This is a genomic window from Pseudoalteromonas sp. 1_2015MBL_MicDiv (assembly GCF_002407505.1).
GTDB lineage: Bacteria > Pseudomonadota > Gammaproteobacteria > Enterobacterales > Alteromonadaceae > Pseudoalteromonas > Pseudoalteromonas fuliginea.
The window spans coordinates 1,085,568-1,100,135 of the sequence record NZ_CP012737.1 but is presented as its reverse complement, the minus strand read 5'-3'; the positions used below and the strand labels follow the sequence as shown (position 1 = coordinate 1,100,135).

Genomic DNA, 14,568 nt, shown 5'->3' with positions numbered 1-14,568 from the left:
GTGCTTATGCTTGGAAAGAAAAAATCAAACAATCAGGTCTTAATCGATATGGTAGAGAAACAAAAGCGTTATGAAGCCTTGGTCCACGTTTACAATAAAGAGCTTTATCGCTTTGCTTATTGGTTATGCCGTGATCCGCACATAGCAGATGATTTAGTACAGGAAACGTTCTTACGCGCATGGCGTTCACTCGACTCTTTACTTGATCAAAAGGCAGCTAAACCTTGGCTGCTTACTATATTACGAAGAGAAAACGCACGCCGATTTGAACGTAAACAGTTTGATTACAGCGACGTAGAAAACGATACACTTGTTGATGAAACCAGCCACTCATTAGATGATGAAATGGAACAAACGGTTATTCAACGCCAGATTGCACTGCTATCTGATGAATACCGAGAGCCGTTATTACTGCAAGTTGTAATGGGCTGCTCTGGTGAAGAGATTGCAGACATACTTAATTTAAATAAAAACACGGTAATGACCCGTTTATACCGTGCCCGAAATCAACTTAAAGAGGCTTTAAGCCGTGATGATGAACAACTTAAAGGGGCATCAAAATAATGGATGAACTTGAGTTTCGTCGCCGCACTATTGCGCAGCCAAACGACATTGACAAGGAGCTTATGGAGTTTGCTGACAGTAATCCTGAGCGACAAAGTTTTATTAACGATATGAAAGATTTTGATAAATTTATTCAAGATTCTTTAGACATACCTGTGCCTGAAAACCTTGCAGATCGCATTCTTTTAAATACATCGTTAAAAGAAAAAGCACTACAAGAAGAACAAGCAACAGGCAAAAACGTGGTTGATGCCCGCTCGCGTTTTAAGTTTGATCGCGTGCATCTTGCGTTAGCAGCGTCTTTTGTAGTGGCTATTAGTGCCTTCTTTTTTAGTACAGAGCGAAATATTACACACGAAGCGGGTGAACATGCACTAGCTCATGTGTACTACGAAATTAATGCGCTTGATAAAAAAGCTCCTATTAGCTTGCAAAGTGTTAACGATAAATTAGCTGTTTTAGGCGGTCATATTGATGAACTTCCTGGTGCAGTCACTTACGCTATGTTTTGTGATTTTAAAGGCGAAAAAGGCCTGCATTTAATATTTGAATCTGACTTTGGCCCTATGACCGTATTTATAGTACCTTCTGAAAATCAATCATTTGGATTTGGTGATGATGATTTTAAAGATGAGCGCTTTGAAGGCCATATCAACCGAGGTTCACAAGCTGATACTATTTTAGTGGCAAGTCTTGGAGCACCTCTAGATACATATAACGAACGCGTTACAGGCGCCATTCGTTGGCTTTAAAAAACAAATTTACCGCTTAGTTTCTACTGAGCGGGTTTTTTATTAAATACCCTCTAATAAATCATCCCTTTTATACCTAAAAACTCTGATTTTTAAACTAATTAATTAAATTCCTCATGAAAGTAAATTATAATCGCGGCTCGATTAAAATTAAGGAATTTCATGAAGAATATCATCGTTATTTTTTCACTATTGGCATTGTTATGTACTGCCAGTTTTGATGCACACGCACGTAAAAAATTTGGCAGCAGTAAACGCGGAAAAACGCCTGCAACACAACAAACAGCGCAAAAACAAAAAGCTGATACAACAACCCCAACGGCTGCCCCCAAAGCTAAATCAAATAAAAAAGGCATTATGGCAGGCGTTTTAGGTGGCCTTTTAGCGGGTGGCTTAATTGCAGCAATGCTAGGCGACAATTTTGAAGGTTTTCAGCTATTAGAAATGATTTTATTAGCTGGCGGGCTCTTTATTTTATTTAAGCTAGTAACGGGCTTTTTACGTGCTAATCGTGCCCCACAACTTGCCAGTGCAAGTACAAGTGCTCAGCAAAATGTTTTTAAACAAGCACCTATCGAGCAACCAACAAGTACAGGCTTTGCAAGCAGCGCCCCACAAGGTGAAAGTGTGCCTTTTAATTTACCACCTAACTTTGACGTTAATGGCTTTTTGCAAGGTGCCCGTAGTCATTACCATACGCTACAAACTGCATGGAACAATGCCGATTACACCACAATGGCTGAATACTTAAGCCCTGCACTTGTTGCCGAGTTTAAAGCTGAACGTGAAGCTATACAAAGCGTAGAAACAGAAGTGATGTTTATTGATGCCGAACTTGTGCGCGCAGATACAAACGCGCAATCGTGGCAGGTTAGTGTTCGCTTTAAAGGTAAGTACCGTGATTTAGGCGATAAAAAAGAAGAGCCTATTTTAGAAATTTGGCACTTAGGGCGTCTAATTTCAGACGACGCTCCATGGCTAATAGTGGGTGTTGAAGATTTAATTGATACTCAATAATTTTGTATTGTTTAAAACACCGCGCTTTTAGCGCGGTGTTTTTTTATTTAAAAAACAATTGACTTACCACGTCCTGATGCTTCAGAAGCGGCATCTAATTGACCCTCTTTATTAATAATAACGTGTAAGTCACCAAAGTGATTCTCATCTATGGTGTAGCCCATTTTTGTAAGCTCTGCTTTTACGCTATCGGTTAAACCGATGTGTGTTCTAATTATATTTTTAGGCCACAATTGATGATGAAAACGAGGGCTATTTACAACCTGCTCTGCACTCATATCAAACTCTATCGCATTTAAGATAGATTCGTACACAGAGCTAATAATTGTTGTGCCACCAGGCGAGCCTGTCACCATTTTAACGGTGTTGTCTTTAAGGAGTATTGTAGGCGTCATAGAGCTAAGCATACGCTTGTGCGGCTGTATTTCGTTAGCTTTACCGCCTATTGCACCAAACACATTCATAACGCCTGGTTTGGCGCTAAAGTCGTCCATTTCATCATTTAAAATAAACCCTGCACCTTCAACAACTACACCGCTACCAAACCCTAAGTTTATTGTGGTGGTATTTGCGACAGCGTTACCCATTTTATCAACGATTGAAAAGTGTGTAGTTTGCTCACTTTCTTTAAGGCCCGGTTTAATATTTTCGGTAGTCGAGATAGCGGTTAACGAAATGCCATTACTGCGCTCTTTGAGGTAGTTAATATTAGTTAATGCGTTGACTGGTACATCAAAAAAATCAGGATCGCCTAAATACTCCGCCCTATCTGCAAATACACGTTTACCTATTTCAGAAAGTAAGTGTACATACTGAGTAGAGTTATGCGCTAAGCCCGCATCTGGTTTTTGTAACTCATACATTTTAAGCCACTGTAAAATAGCAATACCACCTGAACTCGGCGGTGGCGAAGTAAGTACTTCATAACCATTCCAACTCGCTTTAATAGGTGTACGTGATTTAGCGGTGTAACCTTTTAAATCATCTTGATTAATTATACCGCCATGTTGGTGCATAAATTTAGCAATAATATTTGCAGTTTCGCCTTTATAAAACCCATCTTGGCCGTTATCACGGATACGCTTTAGCGTCGCCGCTAACTCGGGTTGCTTAAATACTTTATTAGCTTTTACATCAGCAAAGTATTTTTCGAAGTTTACATTTATTTTTTGCTCTTTTAGATGGGCTATATAATTGCTCACACCTCTTGCTAACTTAGGCGGAACTACAAACCCTTGCTCAGCCAACGTTACAGCAGGCTGTACTAGTGCTTCCCATTTTAAAGTGCCATGTTTTTGATGGGCAAGCCACATACCCGCTACACTGCCAGGTACACCGCTTGCATGAATACCATATATTGATTTGTTTGCAATAACATTGCCTTGCTCATCTAAATACATATCACGATGAGCCGCTGTTGGCGCTGTTTCGCGATAATCTATAAAATCGCCCTTGCCATCTTTTTGAATAAGCATAAATCCCCCGCCGCCAATATTGCCGGCTTCAGGAAGCGTTACTGCAAGTACAAATTGTGCCGTAATAGCCGCATCAACAGCATTACCGCCTTGCTCTAATATACTTTTAGCAGCATCGGCACTGAACGAGTCAGGCATTGCTACCGCGCTTTGTGATAAAGGCTGCGCTAAAACACTAAAAGCAGCGAACTGTAAAACCAGCACACTTTTGACAATTAATTTATTTGGTGAAAAAAGCAATCCCATACAACATCCTTAATTTATTATTTTTGTTGCCCATATTAATGCACGTCATTTAAAGACAGGTCAATCTTTATACTATTGATATTTAATCATCTTCAAACTTTTTTTGAATAAAGCACCGCTGGTAAATCGCCTTGCTCATCTGTATGTGTGTAATTTTTTATAAATTGCAGACCTAACTTTTTCATTATTTTTATAGAGGCTGTATTATCTTTGAGTGCCGTTGCACTTATCGCCTTAACGTCATCTTGTTTTATAAGTTCATCACATAATGCTAAAGCCGCCTCGGTTGCATAACCATGCCCCCAACTTGATTGCTTAAAACGCCAGCCTATTTCAATATCACCGTAATTTGGTGCATCACTAAAAAAATCCATAGGCCTTATTAATACCCAGCCTATAAATGTATTGGTTTGCTTTATCGTGATACTCCACAGCCCCCAGCCTTTTAGCTCATTTCGATATGCGAGCATACGAGGTACTCCCTCATTTTTTATTTGCTCTAAAGAGGTAGGCACACCTCGCGTTAAATACTGCATTACAGCTGGGTCTTGGTCGAGCTCAAATAATTGAGGCCAATCATGCTCATTCATTAATTTGAAATTTAATCGTTTTGTTACGGGGGCGTTCATTTTCATTGTTGTATAGTCTACCTTGAATTAATTATCAGTCTCTAAAGGAGATAGCACATGAATAAATTAGCAGGTTTAGCTTTATTAGGCACTTTAATTACATTAACTGGTTGTGAAGATGCCAACGAAGTAAAAGAAGATGCAAAAGATAAAAGCGCACAAATGCAAGAAAAGCTTGGTGATGCATGGAACGACGTTAAAGAGACAACTAACGATCTTAAAAATGACGAGTCTTTAAACGAGCTATTAGAGCAAAGTAAAACAATGGGCTTAGACATGTACGACGACGGCAAAGAGATTGCGGTTGACGCATGGGTTAAAAGCAAAGAAGCTGCTGGCGAATTAACTGAAAAAACCAAGCAAAAAGCGCAAGAAATTGCTGACGAAATTGAACAAGCGCGTAAAGAACATAACGAAGGTTAATTTTACCTTCAATAATAAAAAAGGAAAGCCTCGGCTTTCCTTTTTTGTTTTCAATATTTGTTAATACTGACTAATTATAGCTCAAAATCTTTTTTGAATTTCAAACCAAACTCGCTGCGGTCATTACTGCGCATTACACCAACAAAACCTGATTGTTGTAAGCGACCTACATCATAAACTTCATTTAGAACATTCTCGCCGTATAACGTTACTTCCATATCGCCATATGGATTCGTGTACGAAATATTAAAGCCAACCAATTCTCGAGAATCAATCGTTTCACTTTTGTTAAAAACAGATTGACCTTGCATATCACTTCTAAATGAATAATTAGCATTAAGTGCTAACGTTCCGCCATTACTTAAATCCATAAAGTAAGATGGTGCAATCATTACAGTCCAGCGAGGTGTCAGTGCTGGTGAATCACCTTTACCAATACCTTGAACCCCTTCTGATACTTCGGTAATTTCAGAGTCTAAGTAGCCTACCGCACTTCTAATTGTAAAATCATCAGTAATAGCCACTGTTGTTTCAAGCTCAATACCTTGCGCTTTAGATTGACCAGCATTTTCGACAATAGTCACAAACCCACCACCTGAAGTAGGGTCAGAGAACGGTAATGCTAAATCGGTGTAATCAGTCACAAATACCGCAAGCATCATAGACACATTTTCGTGTACTTGACCCTTTAAGCCTATTTCGTAGTTAATCGCTTTTGTTTCATCAAACGATACAAACTGGTCTGGCCCGCCAAATGGGCGCGGTGGGAAACCACCTGTTTGATAGCCTTTTTGAACTTGCCCATAGACATTCATATTATTGCTAAGCTGATAAGAAGCATTTATATCCCACGTAACTGCATCAAAATCTGCACTGACATATTTACGAGTTGGGAATGATGGGAATATAGCATTTGCATCTTTTTCATCTTGTGAATAGCGAAGACCACCACCAAGCGTTAAATCGTCAGTTAAATCGTAGCTGGCATTGATGTACGCGGCATATGAGTTAGTTTCTTGGTTAATTTCAAAGTCGCCGTAACCACCAAACGATTCCGTTACACCATCATTTAATAAACCATTAGGTGTATTAAATGGGCTAAAAACAAACGGACCTGAACGTGTAAAGCCATCTTCATTAAAAAAGTAAAGACCCGATACAAAGTCCATATTATCGAATGTGGCGTTTAGCTGAACTTCAAAAGAGTACTGATCTGCACCGCCCTCTTCAGGGAATTCAGATAAGTTTAAAGGTGATGCATCATCATCTAGGCCACCTTCATACTCAGATGTACGGTAGCTTGAAATGAATTTAGCAGTATAAGTATCGTTAATTGCCCAATCAGCGGTAAACGATGTACCCCAACCTGAGTAAGACGTAGATTCAATACCAGCAACCGTTGTGCCTAGATCATCAGGGTCTGATGGAATTAAATCTTGAGTTAATAATGGGAAATCACCATTAAAAACATCATTTGGATCGAGGGGTTCTGTCAACTCAATTGTATAGGGCGACTGGCCAGATTCATTATCAACACCATCTAAAGAAAAAGTAAATGCTAAATCTGAATTAGCTTGCCACTTAAGTGCAATACGACCGCTAAACTCTTCTTCTTCGCCTATTTCTTTTTCTGGATTCGTTAAGTTAACAGCTTCGCCCACACCATCACGTGTTTTGTACGATGCACTGGCAGACATACTCACATCATCAGAAAGCGCGTTATTAAAATACACATCACCAGCAATTCGCCCACGGCTACCAACTTTTGCTGTCGTTGTAATAATACCTTCATCACCGGGTTGTTTTGTAATTACATTTACTGCACCACCTAATGTATTACGGCCATATAAAGTACCTTGTGGACCACGAAGTACCTCAACACGCTCAACATTTGGTAATGATAAGTTAGAGCCCATTTGACGGCCTAAATAAACACCATCAAGATAAACACCGACTCCAGGATCAGTAGTAATAATGTGATCTTGCAAACCAATGCCACGAATAAACACTGAAGCATGAGCCGCATTACCTACGCCATAGCGAGTAATATTAAGGTTTGGTACATATTTTCCAATATCTTCAAGGTTACTCATATTGGCTTTATCAATTAAGTTGGCACCAATTGATGTGATAGCGGTTGGAGATTCGAACAGACTCTCTGTACGTTTACGCGCTGTTACTTCGATTTTTTCAAATGCATCTTGTTTTGCTGTTGTTTTAGCTTCTTCAGCATGTATTGAGGTCGTCAGTGCAGCAAGAATTGCTATGCTTAGCTGTGAGAGGTTGCGTAGTTTCAAAATATTCTCCAAAGGATACCGTATGATTAGTTATGCGTTTATATTTTGATAATATAAATTTCAGGCATAAAAAAAGACGCTAAATAGCATCTTTCCTCTGGAGGGGTATTATATGGCAGAATTGTAAAGAAATGTATAAATTTTTCATAAAACATCTATAAAAGCGACTTATGTTGTTACTTAACCTGAACTCTGTTTAAGAGATTTACTAATATAGTGAATCATGGTGATATTTAAATTTATTTTGTTTAGCCCGATATTCTCAATAAAAAACAAGGCGAATTTACGCGTCAATAGCTTGCCTACTGCAAGTAAATTCAACGTAGTTAGCGCTGAAAATAACTATTCGAGATAGATTTATTATCCAGTTCTCAAATTAATTAACGCAACCACAGCTCGGGTTTATCTACATAAAACTTATCAAAGAATTTCATTATACATTTATAGCCTTCTGACTTAATCTCGTAAAATGATAAAGTTAAACAACAAAATCATTCTGTTAATTAGATAAATTGTTTTTATGCTACTACAATTAAAGTGAATTAACATTTAAACAACAAGTAGGAAACATACATGAATAAGCTATCAGTAGCAGTAGCGGTTTGTTGCGCGATTGCAACAAACTATGTAAATGCCGAAGTAAGAATTAATGGCTTTGCATCAATTATAGGCGGAAAAAGTCTAGATAGTGAGCAAACTATTTATGGTTATGACGACGACATATCATTTAAAAATGAAAGTGTTTTTGCATTACAATTATCAGCGGATTTACAAGAGAAATTAACAGCCACTGCACAGATTGTTGCTCGTGGTGACAATGATTTTGATGCCGATTTTGAATGGGCTTATTTAACATATCAATTAAACGATGAAATACAAATAAGCGCAGGTAAAATGCGAGCTCCATTTTATAAGTACTCTGATTTTTTAGATGTAGGCTATGCATATAGATGGGTACGTCCCCCACAATCAGTATATAGCATTGCTTTTTCAACATATGAAGGATTAAGCTTGCTATATGATACTCAAATGGGTGATTGGGACTCTTCATTACAACTTATTTATGGATCGTATGATGGAAACCTCAACGGCTCTGCTTCTAAAACTATATTAAATGATTTTACTGGTATTAACTGGTCTGTAACACGAGACTGGTTTAGTGCGCGAGTAGCATATTTACAGGCAGAGTCATCTACAGAGCTATCAACCGATAGCTCACTATATGGCTTATTAGCGACATTGAACGAAAATGGTCTTGTCGAGCAAGCAAAAAGTTTAGATATAGATGAAGAAGATGCACGGTTTTACGCTTTAGGCTTTTCTATAGATTATAATGATGTGCTTTTTGATGCTGAATACACTAAGTTAAACCCAGGTGACAGCCTACTACCAGAAGAAACACAATACTATGCATCTATCGGTTATCGAATGGATGAAATAATTGTTCATTTTACTTATGAAGATAATGATGATGCTAATGACTCATCAAGCTATGATCAAATACCAGAGATCCCTGCACTAAACGCTGCAATTAATGGCTCTTTTGATGCATTCAATGCCCAAGATAATGTCTATACAATAGGTGTTCGTTATGATTTTCATCCTTCAGCAGCCTTTAAAATTGACTTCAGCCGATATGAAAATAACATAACAGACACTGAAACTGATGTTGTTGCTGTCGGCGTTGATTTAGTATTTTAATTGGAGCAAATGATGAAAAAAATTATTTTAGCTGGCGTATTTTCATTGTGCTCAATCAACACATTTGCAGAAGTAGCCGTTATTATTAATCCGAGCAACGCAAGTAATATTGATGCGGACACAATCAAAAAGATCTACTTAGGAAAAAGTAAGTCATTTGACAATGGAACAAAGGTCAATCCGGTAAATCAAAATGACAATGCAATAGCCGACGAATTTAATGATAAAGTTGTTGGAAAATCGAGTAACCAACTTAATGCATACTGGTCGAAACTTATATTTACAGGCAAAGGGACTCCCCCTGTAAAATTAGATAACGACCAAGCAGTGCTAGATTTTGTCGCAGCAAATGGTGATGCTATAGGTTATGTCGAAAGTGGGAAAGTAAATGATAAAGTCAAGGTCGTTGGAAAGTTTTGAGACTAACTTTATTGTTAAGTGCTTATCCGATATAAAACAGCGTTAGCAATACACATATTTAAAATATGAATTAACAAAAAATACAAAAATTGTAACTTAGCCTGCTAAGTTACAATTTTTTTTGTCATTGAATGACCTTCCATTTTCAACTAATTAAAACCTCAATAATCCCAACAATATTAATCGTCAATACTTATCCTGTGTCGGGAGTCACATTATTAATATAACAAATAACAACAATTCGTATAATTATTATTATCACCTTTAAAAAGAAGCGCTTATATTTTATATAATATTATAAACGTCTCTATTTATTAGATATATTTTAAATAAGTACCTATAATGAAAATGAAATCAACATTTAAATTAAACAGGAAATACATATGAAAAAGCTATCTGTAGCAGTAGCGGTATGTGCAGCTTTAGTATCAAGTTATACAAGTGCTGAAGTACGAATAAATGGATTTGCATCAATTGTTGGCGGAAAAAGCCTAGATAGTGATAGCACATTATATGGGTATGACGACCAGGGCGCGAGCATACTTTGTTAAAAATGTTAACCAAAAAGAAGTTCTTCTCTAAAAGCATCATCATAACAAGCTCTTACACACTTACTTCTTATTGACCCCTTGCTTTTCGTATGCTGCTTTATCATGTTCCTAACGACACGTCTAAATAGTGCCATATGTTGCGCACTTAATGGCTCATTTATTTGACAGGCATCTTCTTTAAATACGACATCCAGTATCCAGTGTTGCTGATTTTCTATCAGCCAATGTTGTCTTATTGCTTTACTTATCAATATATTGTCTGTCAACGATGTTAGGTAGTAATGTGTGTCAATACTCGTTCTATTACCCTTCGTTCGCTCTCGCTGCACCGCAACGATTGTCCTAACTGATGGCCAGCTCTCTTTAATTTCACTCGGTAATAAACGCGCATCAAGACAATCTATCGTGCGTACTTCTTTTCGCCCATGCCCTGCATCTTGTGTTACATGACTAAGTATCTCTGAGTTTTCAGATTCATACTGGTGTGTAAATGCATCTTGAATCGCGCTATAAAGTTTCTTTTGATTACCCTTTGCTTGCACTAGATAATCTGCATGTCTGCTAATTAGCTGTTTTAGCGTTTCTTTTTGGCAGTGCAAAGCATCAAGTGTAATGACGGTGTTATTGATATCGAGTATTTTCAATAAATCCCGAACTGCCGGTATTTCATTCGTCTTACTGCCAACTGTTTGGTGGAATAATGTGAGACCTGCCTCACAATCAAATGCTGAGACGAGGTGTAATTTATCAGCAATGTGTTTACTTGCTCCGCGAATAGTTTTGCCATCGAAGGCAATGACAGGATGCGCTGATTTAACGCGGTTTTGATTGACCCAGCTATACATCGCGAGTAGTAATGAGTCAGTATCAACGGTTCTAAAAATCCGAGCAATACTATGTCGAGTGGGTATGCCATTTTTGAAAGAACGAAATCCTCTTAACCAATTAAGCTTACTTTCACCATAGACTTCAATATCTTGCCAGTTTTCACACCCTGATGTAACGGCAGTAATAATAAGAAAAAGCACATCAACTAAGTTATGGTGTTGATTTATATGTGAACGATTATCTTTGACGAGTTCTAAATGTGAGAAGAGTGACATAATAAGTTTAAGGTGATTAAATTTATGGTATTAGATCATAAAATTTGTTTATTTACAAAGTGTGATCCCGCCCTGGTATGACGACAACATTTCGTTTAAAAACGAAAGTGTATTTGCGCTGCAGTTATCTGCGGATTTGCAAGATAAGTTAAGCGCAACAGCTCAAATTGTAGCCCGTGGTGATAATGATTTCGACGCGGAGTTTGAGTGGGCATATGTTACTTATGAGTTTTCAGATGAGTTGCAGTTAAGCGCAGGTAAAATGCGAGTTCCTTTTTACCGTTATTCTGACTTTATTGATGTAGGCTATGCCTATAGATGGGTTAGGCCTCCACAATCTGTTTACAACATTCCATTTTCAACTTATGAAGGCTTAAGTCTACTACACAACACTCAATTAGGTGATTGGGATTCAACCCTACAGGTTATTTACGGTGGTTTTGATGGTGAAATTGATGCTGTAAGTGCTAACGATAAAGCCGAGTTAAACAATTTTGCAGGTATAAACTGGACAATGTCTCGCGATTGGTTAAGCCTCCGTGCAGCTTACTTAGTTGCTGAAACCTCTTTTGAGCTTGATTCAAATGACTCAACAGGCGCAGCATTGAACGGCCTGGAAGATATACTTAGAGCAAGTAATTTGACTAGCCTAGCGGATGATATAGCTATTGATGAAGATAATAGCACATTCATTGGTTTAGGTTTTTCAATTGACTACAACGACATTTTGTTTGATGCAGAATACACACAGCTTGAAGTTGAGAACAGTATTTTAGCTGAGCAATCTCAATATTATGCATCAGTAGGTTACAGATTAGATGACGTCATCATTCATTTCACCTATGAAGACAATGACGATAAACATGATTCTTCTCGTTTTGATAAAATTCAAGCGATTCCAAGTCTTAATGCCGCAGTGAATGGCGCTTTAGAAGGTGTTCGTGCACAAAGTAATGTTTACACTATTGGTGCTCGATACGACTTCCACCCTTCTGCTGCATTTAAAATAGATTTTAGTCGATTTGAAGATGACATAACAGATACAGAAACTGATGTTATTGCTGTAGGCATAGACCTAGTATTTTAATTGGAGCAAACCATGAAGAAGTTAATTTTAGCCAGTGCACTAACATTATACTCAATCAGCGCCTCTGCTGAGGTAGCTGTTATCGTAAATGCGAGTAATACAAGTAACCTTGATGCAGATACAATCAAAAAGATTTATTTAGGTAAAAGTAAATCATTTGATAATGGTGCGAAAGTGAATCCAGTAAACCAAAATGGCAATAGTGTTGCCGATGAGTTTAATGATAAGGTTGTTGGTAAATCGAGTAGTCAGCTCAATGCCTATTGGTCAAAGCTGGTATTTACAGGTAAAGGAACCCCTCCTGAAAAGCTAGATAATGATCAAGCAGTACTCGACTTTGTTGCAGCAAACAACGACGCAATAGGTTATGTTGATAGTGCAAAGGTCAATGATAGCGTAAAGGTAGTTGGTAAATTTTAATTTACTGATGAATAAAAAAAACCACAATTATTTTTAATTGTGGTTTTTTTAGTTTTAATAAATATAGTTACTTAAAAGTATTACTACTCTATTCTAAATTTAGCTGTTGCATCTAATAAGTTATCTGATAGGTAATGAAGGTTTTTAGCAACATCACGTGCTGCCAATAATGAGTCCATGGTATCCTCAAACGATACGTGCATATTCGATACGTTTTCTACTACCATTGCAGCTACAGAGGTTTGTTCTTCCGTAGCAGCAGCTATTTGAGAGTTCATTCCATTTATTTCGAGCATTTGCTCTGCAATTTTTTCAATAGAAATCCCTGTTTTTTCTGCTGCGGTCGCATTATCAGTAGCCATGTCTCTTGCCGAAGTCATCGCTGTCACAGATTCATTAGCAGCCGTTGTTAATGCACCTAATAACTCGCGTATTTCATTGGTCGAATGTGCTGTACGAGATGCTAATTCACGAACTTCATCAGCTACAACAGCAAAACCACGGCCATGCTCACCAGCACGAGCTGCCTCAATGGCGGCGTTAAGTGCAAGTAAATTAGTTTGATCTGCAATAGAAGTAATTACATTCAATATTTGTGATACATTTTTTGTATCATCCGCCAGTTTATTTATTGTAGTAGCAGCTTGGTTTATTTCATTACTAAGCGTGCGAGATGCAGTTACTGACATCTGTACTTGAGTTCTGCTTTGTTCGACCTCTTTTTCTGCTGTTTCAGCTGCATGGGAAGCACTAGCGGCTGATTGAGAGATATCACCAACGCTTTGCTTCATTTCTTCCATTGATTGCTTAACAATTTCAGCATCGGTAGTTTGTTTCGTTGTGGCACGCTCAGCTTGCTCCATCCCCTGAACAAGTCGCGTAGAATTTTCCATCAAAGGTTCGCACACGGCAATAACCTCAAGTACAGTTTCTCTAAGCAGAGTAATAAACGCATTGAAGTTAATTGATACTTGCCCTATTTCATCTTCAGAGCTTACTTTTAATTGTGTACTAAGAGAGCCTTTACCGCTTGCTAATAAGCTTAAGTTATTTGCAGCATCACTAGCTGACGAGCCAATTCCTCTGGCAATCCAAACGGCCATAAATAATAGTAATATTAACGATACGACGGATACGACTAGCATTAAAGTTAATGCATAGTCAGAACGATCTTTGGTACTAGTAACAAGTTCAAAAAAACGATTGTCTGCTTTTTGTTGCGCACTTTTAAAATTACTTAAGACCTCGTTATAAAGAGATGTTTTTAACTGAGCTTGCTGTTGAATTTTACTAAAATCAGCAGTGCCACTAACCATCCCATTGGCAATAATCGAAGATATCTCTTCATAATTAGCTAACTGCTTTTTTGTCTCACTGTTTATATAGGATTCATTTATCTGTTCAATTAAATTAATATTCGTTTCTAACAATTTATAAGTGTCACTTGCTTTAACAACAAGGTCTTGCTCACCGAATGTGACAGCTTGAGTATAAAGCTCGTCTAACTTTTCTAAAGTACTAACATTTTCTGAAGTAAGCTTAACAACCTTGTATGTAGAGCTCTCCATTTCATTAAGTGATATCCTATTATCATTCATTGCAAAATAATTGATCAGAACGATCGCTAAAAAAGCCAAAACTGCAATACATGTTATTGCATGTATTTTTTTAGTTATGCTTAGGTTTTGAAAAGAGAAGCCTGCGGCCATATTGATTACCTTATTTTATTGTCTATAACTATTATCGGCTTAATAACCATAAGTGTTAACTATATTTGTAATATTTCTAGTTTTTTGTGATTTTTCGCGAATTTATATGAAATAATTTAAAAACAGGCTGAGTAGTTCGAAAAACAATCAAAATTATTTTTATTAAAAAAAAAC

Annotated in this window: 14 protein-coding genes; 9 read left to right on the top strand and 5 right to left on the bottom strand. The window is 37.5% G+C overall.

Annotation, left to right across the window (positions count from 1 at the left end; genetic code table 11):
• Window positions 1-6 precede the first annotated feature (6 nt).
• The 3 genes from AOR04_RS04950 to AOR04_RS04940 all read left to right on the top strand — a co-directional run bounded on the left by AOR04_RS04950 (window position 7) and on the right by AOR04_RS04940 (window position 2,333).
• Complete coding sequence (locus AOR04_RS04950; protein WP_096792681.1) at window positions 7-564, top strand: sigma-70 family RNA polymerase sigma factor; 558 nt, start codon at window positions 7-9, stop codon at window positions 562-564.
• Complete coding sequence (locus AOR04_RS04945) at window positions 564-1,316, top strand: DUF3379 family protein (RefSeq protein WP_096792680.1); 753 nt, start codon at window positions 564-566, stop codon at window positions 1,314-1,316. Before AOR04_RS04950 ends, AOR04_RS04945 begins: the two co-directional genes overlap by 1 nt.
• Window positions 1,317-1,478: 162 nt before the next feature.
• Complete coding sequence (locus AOR04_RS04940; RefSeq protein ID WP_096792679.1) at window positions 1,479-2,333, top strand: Tim44 domain-containing protein; 855 nt, start codon at window positions 1,479-1,481, stop codon at window positions 2,331-2,333.
• 47 nt (window positions 2,334-2,380) lie between these two features.
• Here the strand turns inward: AOR04_RS04940 and ggt are convergent, their stop codons facing one another.
• A complete protein-coding gene (gene ggt, locus AOR04_RS04935; RefSeq protein ID WP_096792678.1) occupies window positions 2,381-4,054 on the bottom strand; it encodes a gamma-glutamyltransferase in 1,674 nt (557 codons plus the stop codon).
• A 92-nt stretch (window positions 4,055-4,146) separates the two neighbouring features.
• Window positions 4,147-4,689: a GNAT family N-acetyltransferase gene (locus tag AOR04_RS04930; RefSeq protein WP_008138626.1), complete on the bottom strand. Its 543-nt coding sequence runs from the start codon at window positions 4,687-4,689 to the stop codon at window positions 4,147-4,149.
• Between the two features lie 51 nt (window positions 4,690-4,740).
• Here AOR04_RS04930 and AOR04_RS04925 point away from each other — a divergent pair, with 51 nt between their 5' ends.
• On the top strand, window positions 4,741-5,106 hold the full coding sequence (locus AOR04_RS04925; RefSeq protein ID WP_008138625.1) for a hypothetical protein: 366 nt from the start codon (window positions 4,741-4,743) through the stop codon (window positions 5,104-5,106).
• A 74-nt stretch (window positions 5,107-5,180) separates the two neighbouring features.
• Here AOR04_RS04925 and AOR04_RS04920 read toward each other — a convergent pair whose 3' ends face one another.
• Window positions 5,181-7,403: a TonB-dependent receptor gene (locus tag AOR04_RS04920; RefSeq protein ID WP_008136004.1), complete on the bottom strand. Its 2,223-nt coding sequence runs from the start codon at window positions 7,401-7,403 to the stop codon at window positions 5,181-5,183.
• A 573-nt stretch (window positions 7,404-7,976) separates the two neighbouring features.
• Between AOR04_RS04920 and AOR04_RS04915 the strand changes: the two genes are divergently transcribed.
• From AOR04_RS04915 to AOR04_RS21560, 3 genes are all read left to right on the top strand, one after another.
• Window positions 7,977-9,104, top strand: coding sequence for a porin (locus AOR04_RS04915; protein ID WP_008136003.1), 1,128 nt, complete (start codon window positions 7,977-7,979; stop codon window positions 9,102-9,104).
• Between the two features lie 12 nt (window positions 9,105-9,116).
• Window positions 9,117-9,524, top strand: coding sequence for a phosphate ABC transporter substrate-binding protein (locus AOR04_RS04910; protein ID WP_096792677.1), 408 nt, complete (start codon window positions 9,117-9,119; stop codon window positions 9,522-9,524).
• Window positions 9,525-9,907: 383 nt separating this feature from the next.
• Window positions 9,908-10,075 (top strand): hypothetical protein, encoded by a 168-nt coding sequence (locus AOR04_RS21560; RefSeq protein WP_157770532.1) that lies wholly within the window; start codon window positions 9,908-9,910, stop codon window positions 10,073-10,075.
• Between the two features lie 5 nt (window positions 10,076-10,080).
• Here AOR04_RS21560 and AOR04_RS04905 read toward each other — a convergent pair whose 3' ends face one another.
• Window positions 10,081-11,178 (bottom strand): ISAs1-like element ISPsesp1 family transposase, encoded by a 1,098-nt coding sequence (locus tag AOR04_RS04905; RefSeq protein ID WP_096792602.1) that lies wholly within the window; start codon window positions 11,176-11,178, stop codon window positions 10,081-10,083.
• A 61-nt stretch (window positions 11,179-11,239) separates the two neighbouring features.
• Between AOR04_RS04905 and AOR04_RS04900 the strand changes: the two genes are divergently transcribed.
• Both AOR04_RS04900 and AOR04_RS04895 read left to right on the top strand, forming a co-directional pair.
• Window positions 11,240-12,265 carry a porin gene (locus AOR04_RS04900; protein ID WP_232525510.1) on the top strand — a complete coding sequence of 342 codons (1,026 nt, stop codon included), beginning with the start codon at window positions 11,240-11,242 and terminating at the stop codon, window positions 12,263-12,265.
• 12 nt (window positions 12,266-12,277) lie between these two features.
• Window positions 12,278-12,685 (top strand): phosphate ABC transporter substrate-binding protein, encoded by a 408-nt coding sequence (locus tag AOR04_RS04895; protein ID WP_096792676.1) that lies wholly within the window; start codon window positions 12,278-12,280, stop codon window positions 12,683-12,685.
• Window positions 12,686-12,768: 83 nt separating this feature from the next.
• Here AOR04_RS04895 and AOR04_RS04890 read toward each other — a convergent pair whose 3' ends face one another.
• Entirely contained in the window at window positions 12,769-14,394 is a 1,626-nt protein-coding gene (locus tag AOR04_RS04890; RefSeq protein WP_033023762.1) for a methyl-accepting chemotaxis protein, read from the bottom strand.
• Window positions 14,395-14,568: the final 174 nt, after the last annotated feature.

Excerpts from the sequence above, each read along its gene's own strand:
- AOR04_RS04950 (WP_096792681.1), top strand. The coding sequence starts at position 7 with ATGCTTGGAAAGAAAAAATCAAACAATCAGGTCTTAATCGATATGGTA.
- AOR04_RS04945 (WP_096792680.1), top strand. The coding sequence starts at position 564 with ATGGATGAACTTGAGTTTCGTCGCCGCACTATTGCGCAGCCAAACGAC.
- AOR04_RS04940 (WP_096792679.1), top strand. The coding sequence starts at position 1,479 with ATGAAGAATATCATCGTTATTTTTTCACTATTGGCATTGTTATGTACT.
- ggt (WP_096792678.1), bottom strand. The coding sequence starts at position 4,054 with ATGGGATTGCTTTTTTCACCAAATAAATTAATTGTCAAAAGTGTGCTG.
- AOR04_RS04930 (WP_008138626.1), bottom strand. The coding sequence starts at position 4,689 with ATGAAAATGAACGCCCCCGTAACAAAACGATTAAATTTCAAATTAATG.
- AOR04_RS04925 (WP_008138625.1), top strand. The coding sequence starts at position 4,741 with ATGAATAAATTAGCAGGTTTAGCTTTATTAGGCACTTTAATTACATTA.
- AOR04_RS04915 (WP_008136003.1), top strand. The coding sequence starts at position 7,977 with ATGAATAAGCTATCAGTAGCAGTAGCGGTTTGTTGCGCGATTGCAACA.
- AOR04_RS04910 (WP_096792677.1), top strand. The coding sequence starts at position 9,117 with ATGAAAAAAATTATTTTAGCTGGCGTATTTTCATTGTGCTCAATCAAC.
- AOR04_RS21560 (WP_157770532.1), top strand. The coding sequence starts at position 9,908 with ATGAAAAAGCTATCTGTAGCAGTAGCGGTATGTGCAGCTTTAGTATCA.
- AOR04_RS04905 (WP_096792602.1), bottom strand. The coding sequence starts at position 11,178 with ATGTCACTCTTCTCACATTTAGAACTCGTCAAAGATAATCGTTCACAT.
- AOR04_RS04895 (WP_096792676.1), top strand. The coding sequence starts at position 12,278 with ATGAAGAAGTTAATTTTAGCCAGTGCACTAACATTATACTCAATCAGC.
- AOR04_RS04890 (WP_033023762.1), bottom strand. The coding sequence starts at position 14,394 with ATGGCCGCAGGCTTCTCTTTTCAAAACCTAAGCATAACTAAAAAAATA.